Raw genomic sequence first — 8,679 nt, forward strand, 5'->3', positions numbered from 1 at the left:
CGAGACCCGTGTGCGCCGAGACAGGAACCGGCTCGCCGAGACCCGTGTGCGCCGAGACGGGAATCGCTGTTGGCGCGGCTGAGACGGCTGCGACGTAGTCCTCCACCGTGATCTCGGCATCGGCAATCTGTCCTTGCAACTGCCGGATGATCTCCGTCAGTTGCCGCTGGAAGCTGCCCGCACCCTCCGCAACCAACATCAACAGAACCGGGCCGGCCGTGTGGATGCCCACACCGACCCAGTCGCTGCCGAGGGCCGGCTTCGCGGTGTTGAGGACCAGCGTCATCGCAGCGGTCATCCAGCGCAAGGCGGTAACCCAGCCGTCTCGGCGGCCGTACCGATGTAGCACCCGATCGCCCATCAGCCCGACGCACATCGCAAGGTCGATCATGAATGACAGTAGCCAGGCAACCTTCACCCAGACGCCATGGTCGATGAGTAGGTCAGTGACGTTGATCGCGCCATACACCATTACGCCCAAAGCGATGCCCCAGACCGCGATGTTGATCAAGCGCCGGGTGCGTTCGAGGTCGGTGATCTCCGCAAGCAGCCTCTCCAGCCGGCGACCGGCCGATCGCGGGGCACCTGTGGTGGCGGTGCCGGCTGGCGTGCCCCTGGATGAACCTGACAAATACACTGGTGCTGTCATCTCGTATAGCTCCGTCTCCAGAACGGGTTGAGGTGGCAGCGGCCTCGCCGGGCCCAATCCCGTCGAGGCCGCCCTTTTCTTGAGGGGCGATTTGCGGTCACCAGAGGGTCCGGACCGTCCGTGTGGGATGCACAACACGGCGCGGCCTGCTCTGGAACGTCTGCGTCAAGGCGCCGCGGCAGTTAGCTCGCGTTAGGGGTTGTTGGGTTGCCCCAGTCCCAGCGCGTCCCGAAGTGTGTTTCAGGGGTGAGACTTCGGGACTCGAACGACAGGAGGTGGCAATCGACGTGCTGGGTAGAGAACTCGTTGCCGTGATGGTGGGGTCTGCGGCGGTCCTCGGTGTGGCGTGGGCCATAGGTCGACGGAGCAGATGCGTCGCCGAGGCCAGGACGCCACTCCCTGGCCCACTGGCCCACGCCGAGGCATATCTGCTCGGCTACATGCAAGGCTTCGACGACGCGCGCCGCGGCCAAAACTGAGCCGACGTGGTTGCAGGATTGGTTGCAGAACCCTTAGGAATCTGGCGGAACCTGGAGAGCCCCAGAGGGATCATTTCTGCAGGTCACAGCGCCTCCAGGTTCCCTCAGGTTCCCCCAGAACCCCGTCCGAGACCACCTCGTAATGAATAGGTCGACGGTTCGATTCCGTCAGGCGGCTCAACTGCCTCTAGCAGGCAAAACGCGGGCCCGGGAGATTCTCCCGGGCCCGCGTTTCCATCTCGGTGCGTCGCGACCGGCGCACGTCGAAGCAGCGTGAACGTACCGCTGCGGCAACCCCGGACCGCCCAGCCTGCCACTTTTGCTGGAGTCAGCGAAAGATCTGCGGCTTCCGACCGAAGCCCTGGACATACCGAATGGTAGGAAGTAGCGTCCCTCGCAGCACGGCGATGTTTCAGCAATGTTACAAGCCGGAGGGGGCGGGCCGCGTCGTGAACGCGGGCCCGCCATGCCTGCGACGGTCTCACCCGCCACCGGACCGGCCCCTCTGGAGCGCATGGCTATCCGGTCACGCCGCACAGAGGGTCCGGCCGCAAGGCGCCCGCGGTCGGAAGCGGCGGAGCGGAAGGTCGACGGTGTGGCCGGGGTGGGGATCTCCCCGGCCGCACCCAAGGCGCCGCCCGGCGGGCCTTCAGGCATCGCCAATCATCGATTAACCATCTCCCCGCCCCGGCGAGTAACGCCGCGGGCGGGTTCTGCGCTCCTTTGATCGTGGCGGAGCCATCTGGCGTCCCGGAACTTTTGCTGAGCACAGCGAAAGATCGGTCAAAGTAAACGATACTTTCGTATTTTCAAGTCTTTCTTTTGTTCGGACCCGCGTATACGGTGGCCACAACGCGTCACCGAGAGGCCACTCGCCCCGCGCTGCGGGATCCCGGCGAGCACCGAGACCGCATCTCGGCCGCATCACCCCACGTGCCACCACGGCGACCCACCCGCTGTGCGCCTTCCCTCCGGGCGTGCCGCACCCGCACCGTCCCGTTCCCCCGGCCGGACGTCGTCTGCCAGCGAGGTCCTTGGCGGCTCGACCGTCCGGCAACACCCCGCGGAGGAGGTTCAATGCTCAGAGTTCCCGGCCGTCGCAAGACCGCGTTCGCCGGTCTGCTCGCGCTCGTCGGCTCTGTCCTGGTCGGTCCCGCGGCCGCCACCACGCCGGCGGCTGCCGCACCCCCGTCAACCGGCAACAACGGCAACCAGTTCAAGGTGCTCGTCTTCACCAAGGCGGTCGGCGGGAAACAACCGTCGACCGAGGCGGGCGTCCAGGCGATTCGTGACCTGGGCAACCAGCTCCGCTTCACGGTCGAGCAGACCGACGACGCGCGCAAGTTCGATGCGCCGCACCTCAAGCAGTTCCGCGTCGTCGTCTTCCTCAACACCGCCGGTGACGTGCTCGACGCGGGCCAGCAGGCCGCGTTCGAGGACTACTACCGCGACGGAGGCGGCTTCGTCGCCGTGCACTCGGCGATCGAGACGCAGCCGAGCTGGTCGTTCATGACCGACCTGCTGGGCACCAGGGCGTCCGGCTCGTCGAAGGTCACCCAGGCCACGGTCAAGGTGGCCGACCGCGTGCACCCGGCGTCGAAGAACCTTCCGGAGTACTGGAAGAGCAGCGACGCCTGGTACAACTTCACGTCCAACGTGCGCGGCTTCTCCCACGTGCTGGCGACCGTCGACGAGAGCACCTACTCCGGCGGCACCATGGGCCTCGACCACCCGATCACCTGGTGCAAGGACTACAAGGGCGGCCGCTCCTTCTACACGGGACTCGGCGACACCCCGGCGAGCTTCTCCACGACCGACCTGCGGGCGCACCTCGGCGGCGCGATCCAGTGGGCGGCCGGCACGACCGACGGCGACTGTGGCGCCACGGTGCTCGCCAACTACCAGATGGAAACCATCGCGGCGCCGCCGAACGTCGGCGAGCCGATCGGCTTTGACGTGCTCCCCGACGGCCGGGTGATCCAGACCGACCGCCGCGGCATCCTCCGGCTGCACGACCCGGCCAAGAACACCAGCTCCGTGCTCGCCGAGATCCCGGTCTACATGGCGAGCGAGGACGGCATGTACGGGCCGGCCGTCGACAACGACTTCGCCAACAACCACTGGGTCTACCTGTACTACTCCCCGGCGACCCAGGAGGCGCCGTACCCGGCGACGACGCCGACCGCGAACTCGCCGACCACCGGCGCCGACCCGAGCGTCTGGGACCCCTGGAAGGGCTACTTCCAGCTGTCCCGGTTCAAGTTCGTGGACGGGGACAAGCCGCGCCTCGACGTGACGACCGAGCAGAAGATCCTGAAGGTCCCGGTCGACCGCGGCGCGTGCTGCCACGTCGCGGGTGACATCACCTTCGACAAGGACAACAACCTGTGGATGGTGACCGGCGACGACACGCCGGCCGGTGGCGGCAACTCGGGCGGTTTCTCGCCGTTCAACGACCAGATGACGGCGGCCGGGCTGTACAACGCCCCGTACGTCGACGCCCGGCGCTCGGCCCTGAACACCAACGACCTGCGGGGCAAGGTCCTGCGCATCAACGTCCAGGACGACGGCTCGTACACCATTCCGGCCGGCAACCTGTTCACCGGCAAGGAGGAGGGCGGCGGCAAGACCCGGCCCGAGATCTACGCCATGGGCTTCCGCAACCCGTTCCGCATCACGGTGGACAGCGACGGCGTCGCGTACATCACCGACTACTCGCCGGACTCCTCGACGCCGCAGGTGAACCGCGGCCCGGCGGGCACCGGCCGCGTGGAGATCGTGCGCAAGCCGTCCAACTACGGCTGGCCGCTGTGCTACTCGCCGGACCTGCCGTACTACCGGTGGAACTTCAACACCTCGACGCCGCTGGACAACCCGCCGCGGCCGTTCGAGTGCAACAACCCGACCCGCGGTCCCGAGAACACCTCGCGGTGGAACACGGGCCTGACCTACTCGCCGCCGATCGCGCAGCCGGACATCTGGTACTCGTTCCAGGACAACAACACGGCCAACCCGCTCGGCACGCCCTGCCCGGCGTACTACATGCAGAGCCCGCCCGGTAAGTGCCCGCAGCTCTTCCCGGAGCTCGGCACCGGCGGCGTCGGCCCGCACGGCGCGGCCAAGTACGAGTACGACAAGAACAACCCGAACCCGACGAAGTTCCCGGAGTACTACAACAACTCCATCTTCTTCGGCGAGTTCACCCGGGACTTCCTGAAGGAGATCCGGCTGGACTCGGACGGGAAGGTCTTCAAGATCAACGACCTGCTCAGCTGCGGCGACGGCCCCCCGACGACGGCCCGTCCGTTCCTGTGCGACAACCCGATGGACATGAAGTGGGGCAAGGACGGCAACTTCTACCTGCTGACGTACGGCGACGGCTTCTTCACGGCCAACCCCGACGCGCTGATGGTGAAGTTCAGCTACGTCAAGGGCACGCGGTCGCCGATCGCGAAGCTCGCCGCCACACCGACCGACGGCGTCGGGCCGCTCACGGTCAACTTCTCCAGCGAGGGCTCCTACGACCCGGACCCGGCCGACTCCATCAAGTTCGCATGGGACTTCGACGGCAACGGCACGACCGACTCGACCGACCCGAACCCGACCTTCACGTACACCACCAACGGGGTCTACACGGCGCGACTGACCGTGACCGACTCCAGCGGCAAGACGGCCTCGGCCAACACGACCATCACCGTCGGAAACACCTCGCCGACGGTCAAGGTCACCGTGCCGACCGAGGGCGGCCTGTTCGCCTTCGGCGACACGATCCCGTTCAAGGTGACGGTCACCGATCCGCAGGACGGCCAGATCGACTGCTCCCGCGTCCAGGTGACGTTCGTGCTCGGCCACGACAGCCACGGCCACGCGGAGTCCAGCACGACCGGCTGCTCGGGCACGCTGCCGACCCTCGTCGAGGACGAGTCGCACGGCGGCAACGTGTTCGGCGTGATCAGCGCGTCGTACACCGACAAGGGCGGTCCCGGCGGCATCCCGGCGCTGACCAGCGTCGACCAGGCGATCATCCGGCAGAAGAAGCAGGAGGTCGAGTGGGCCATCGACCAGTTCGGCACCGGCACCGCGGCGACCGCGGACGTCGGCGGCGGGCTGCAGCGCAACGGCATCGGCAGCGGTGACTGGATCGCCCTCAACGGGACGATCGACCTCACCAACATCGACTCGCTGACGTTGCGAACCTCCGGCGGCAGCGGCGCGGCCGGCACCGGGGCCGTCGAGGTCCGCCTCGACGCCGTCAACGGGCCCGTCCTCACCACGGTCACGATCGCGCCCACCGCGAACGCGACCACCTACGCCAGCCAGACCTTCCCGATCACCAACCCTGGCGGCGCACACCGGATCTACCTGGTGTTCCGTCCTGTCGCGGGCGGTCCGACGAACAACTACTTCAACCTCAACTGGGTGGAGTTCGGCGGCCAGGGCGTGAAGGCGCCCTAGCACCACCCACCGGGGCGGGGCGCGTGAACCCCTGTCACTCGGCGCGCCCCGCCCCGGGCCGCACACCCCGCACAACAACGAAGAGGAGCAACGATGTCCCTCGGCAATGTCAGCCGTCGCCGGTTCCTGACCGGTGCGGGCCTCACCGCAGCGGCCGTCTTCAGCCCGATCGGCCCCGCGTCCGTGTTCTCCCCGTCGCTGGCCGGCGCCGCCAACGGCCGGCTCATCCCCGGCGGCAAGCTCGGCACGATCACCTACACCCAGCGCGACGTGCCGACCCGCCTCGGCATCGCCGCGAGCCGGGCGCTCGGCGTGTCGCCGACGATGGGCTACCTGGGCGGCCCCAACTTCCCGAAGGACCTGAGCGACCTCGGCCCGCTGGTCCCGCTGCCGGGCGGCTGGCTGGAGCTGTTCGAGTTCCTGGCCAAGTGCGGCTTCAAGCAGATCGAGTTCGCCGGCTACGGCCAGCACGCCGCCAACCCCGGGGGCAACGTCCCCAACCCGGCGCCGGGCGGGGTCACCACCCCGGAGTCGCGCGCGGCCTACGTGGCCTACGCCCGCACCCTGCGCGGCTTCCTCGACGCGTACGGCCTGGAGGCGATCGGCAACCACGGGTACGTCCCGAACACCTGGAACGGCCCGGGCAGCGCCGGCGGCAAGATGACCACCGAGGACTACAACCGGCTGCAGGCCGAGCTGGAGTTCGCGGCGGTCCTGGGCATGCCGTTCATGGGCACGGGCAACGACCCGACGAGCGCGAACAACCGCAACATCGAGCCGTGGACCGTCGCGGGCGAGAAGTGGCAGGCGCTGAACGAGATCGCCGTCGGGCAGTGGGGCATCCACATGTACACCCACAACCACTCCCCGGCGTACAACTTCCTGCAGGACGGCCCGATGGTCACCGTCACGCAGCACCGCATCACCGGTGCGCCGATCGCCCCGATCCAGGTCCGCGGCGAGTCCGGCAAGCGGCTCATGCAGCACTACCTCGACATCACCGACCCCAGCCTCGTCCTCATCGAGATGGACGTCTACTGGGCGCACGTGGCGCAGCACCAGCACCGCTGGCGCTACGACTGGGAGGGCAACCGCGTCGAGGACATCTTCGACCCGACCGCCCAGGTCGCCAAGCAGACCCAGCGGTACGCGCTGTTCCACGCCAAGGACGGCGACGCCACCGGCCAGGCCGACGGCGTGGGCGACGGCTACACGATGGTGCCGTTCGCCGACGCCCGCAGTGACATCAACTACAAGGGCTTCTACCGCGGCATCGGGGCCAAGGGCTACCACAACTCGAACTACGAGCAGGACAACGCCCCCGGCGGCAACGCCGACCCGGGCCAGTCCCTGCGGTTCTCGAAGATCAGCGCGGCCGGCATGACCAACCTGCGCGGCTGATCACCCGAAAGCGAAGGCCGCCCCGGTGCCGTCCGGGGCGGCTTTCTTCCGGTTTGGTGCCGGGACGGCCGGGTAGCCCGTGCGGGCGGCGAGCGGCCCGTGACCCCGACACACGCGAAAGTGTGATGCGCCATGCCGACCCTCACCCTGTCCGACCTGCACGCATGGCTGGAGCAGGCTCGCCGGCGCGGTCCGGCGTACTACGACGACGAGCGACGGTGCTGCACCGTCCTCGGTCACCCCGAGATCGTCGCGGTGCTCGCCGACACCGCGACGTTCTCCTCCGACCTCGGCGACCTGGTTCCCCAGCAGGAGGACCTGGACCTGTTCCAGCGCGGCAACTTCGTGCGGATGGACCCACCTCGGCACGACACCCTGCGCCGCCTGGTCGGCCAGGCGTTCACCCCGAGGACGGTGGCCGGCCTGGCGCCCCGCATCGCCGAGGTGACGACCGGGCTGCTGGACCAGCGGGCCGGCGAGCGGCGCATCGACCTCATCGAGGACCTCGCCTATCCGCTGCCGGTGATCGTGATCGCCGAGCTGCTCGGCATCCCCGCGGAGGATCGCCCGCTGTTCCGCACCTGGGCCGACCGCCTGTTCGAGCGCTCCGACGCCGGCCCCGACGACGCAATGACCTCGCTGACCAGCAAGGACGCGGTGGACGCGGTCGCACCGGCGCTGCGGGAGATGAACACCTACCTGCTGGCGCACATCCGCGCCCGCCGGGCCGACCCGGGCGAGGACCTCATCGGCCGGCTCGTGCTCGCCGAGGCCGACGGCACCCGCCTGTCGGACGAGGAGATCGTCGGGTTCGTCGGGCTCCTGCTGCTCGCCGGGCACATCACCACGACGGCGACCCTGGGCAACACGGTGCTGTGCCTCGACGCGCATCCGGACGCCGCCGCCGAGGTGCGGGCCGACCGCTCGCTGCTGCCGGGGGCGATCGAGGAGGTCGTGCGGCTGTACACGCCGTTCCCGCGGCTGGCCCGGCGGGCGACCACCGACGCCGCGGTGGGCGAGACCGCCGTCCCGGCCGGCTCGGTGGTCATCACCTGGCTCGCGGCCGCCAACCGCGACGAGCGGGTCTTCGCCGACCCGACCCGCTTCGACCCGCGCCGGGCGCCCAACCCGCACCTCGGCTTCGGCCATGGGCTGCACTTCTGCCTCGGCGCCCCGCTGGCCCGGCTGGAGGCGCGGATCGCCATGGAGATCCTGCTGGACCGGTACGCCGACATCGCCGTCGACGCCGCCGAGCCCGCCGAGTTCCGCAACCCCTGGGTGATGGTCAGCCCGACCAGGCTGCCGGTCGCCCTGACGGCGAGACGCACCGCGGCCGTCTGACCCGGACGGCCCGCGCGCCGGCCGTTCTTGCAAGAACGGCCGAGGCCCAGCTTCCCGTCGATGATCTGCGGTACGAGGCCGGGATCTGGGGACCCGGGGTGTGATACTCGACGGGCCATGGGTGACCACCTCCGCCTCCGCCTCGGCGGCTCGCTGCTCGCGGGGGGCCTGGCGGCGGCCGCCGCCGCGACCGTGCTCCCGCCCCTGCCCGCCGCCCTCGCGCTGGTGTTCGCCGCAGGACGGCCATCACATAGGGGTCGGTGAACGCCATCGACAGGTCGTCGGTGAGCAGCACGCCGATCGCGTTGACCTTGCCCCGGCGCAGCGACCGGGCTACTCGGGTCCCAACCCGAC

5 protein-coding genes are annotated in these 8,679 nt (G+C 69.1%); 4 read left to right on the plus strand and 1 reads right to left on the minus strand.

Annotated features, from left to right (window positions below; translation table 11 throughout):
• A partial coding sequence (locus AB0M46_RS13900) for a hypothetical protein (protein ID WP_363335746.1) occupies nt 1-649 on the minus strand: 649 nt, incomplete at its 3' end.
• A gap of 1,556 nt (nt 650-2,205) precedes the next feature.
• Here AB0M46_RS13900 and AB0M46_RS13905 point away from each other — a divergent pair.
• The 4 genes from AB0M46_RS13905 to AB0M46_RS13920 all read left to right on the plus strand — a co-directional run bounded on the left by AB0M46_RS13905 (nt 2,206) and on the right by AB0M46_RS13920 (nt 8,589).
• The gene (locus tag AB0M46_RS13905; protein WP_363335748.1) at nt 2,206-5,583 is read left to right on the plus strand and encodes a ThuA domain-containing protein; all 3,378 of its coding nucleotides are present in this window, start codon (nt 2,206-2,208) and stop codon (nt 5,581-5,583) included.
• A gap of 93 nt (nt 5,584-5,676) precedes the next feature.
• The gene (locus tag AB0M46_RS13910; protein ID WP_363335750.1) at nt 5,677-6,984 is read left to right on the plus strand and encodes a hypothetical protein; all 1,308 of its coding nucleotides are present in this window, start codon (nt 5,677-5,679) and stop codon (nt 6,982-6,984) included.
• 132 nt (nt 6,985-7,116) lie between these two features.
• The gene (locus AB0M46_RS13915; RefSeq protein WP_363335752.1) at nt 7,117-8,325 is read left to right on the plus strand and encodes a cytochrome P450; all 1,209 of its coding nucleotides are present in this window, start codon (nt 7,117-7,119) and stop codon (nt 8,323-8,325) included.
• A 117-nt stretch (nt 8,326-8,442) separates the two neighbouring features.
• On the plus strand, nt 8,443-8,589 hold the full coding sequence (locus tag AB0M46_RS13920) for a hypothetical protein (protein ID WP_363335754.1): 147 nt from the start codon (nt 8,443-8,445) through the stop codon (nt 8,587-8,589).
• Nucleotides 8,590-8,679: the final 90 nt, after the last annotated feature.

Source organism: Dactylosporangium sp. NPDC051485, assembly GCF_040682015.1.
In the GTDB taxonomy this organism is placed as follows: Bacteria; Actinomycetota; Actinomycetes; order Mycobacteriales; family Micromonosporaceae; genus Dactylosporangium.

Coding starts and splice junctions, on each gene's coding strand:
- AB0M46_RS13905 (WP_363335748.1), top strand. CDS start 2,206: ATGCTCAGAGTTCCCGGCCGTCGCAAGACCGCGTTCGCCGGTCTGCTC.
- AB0M46_RS13910 (WP_363335750.1), top strand. CDS start 5,677: ATGTCCCTCGGCAATGTCAGCCGTCGCCGGTTCCTGACCGGTGCGGGC.
- AB0M46_RS13920 (WP_363335754.1), top strand. CDS start 8,443: ATGGGTGACCACCTCCGCCTCCGCCTCGGCGGCTCGCTGCTCGCGGGG.
- AB0M46_RS13915 (WP_363335752.1), top strand. CDS start 7,117: ATGCCGACCCTCACCCTGTCCGACCTGCACGCATGGCTGGAGCAGGCT.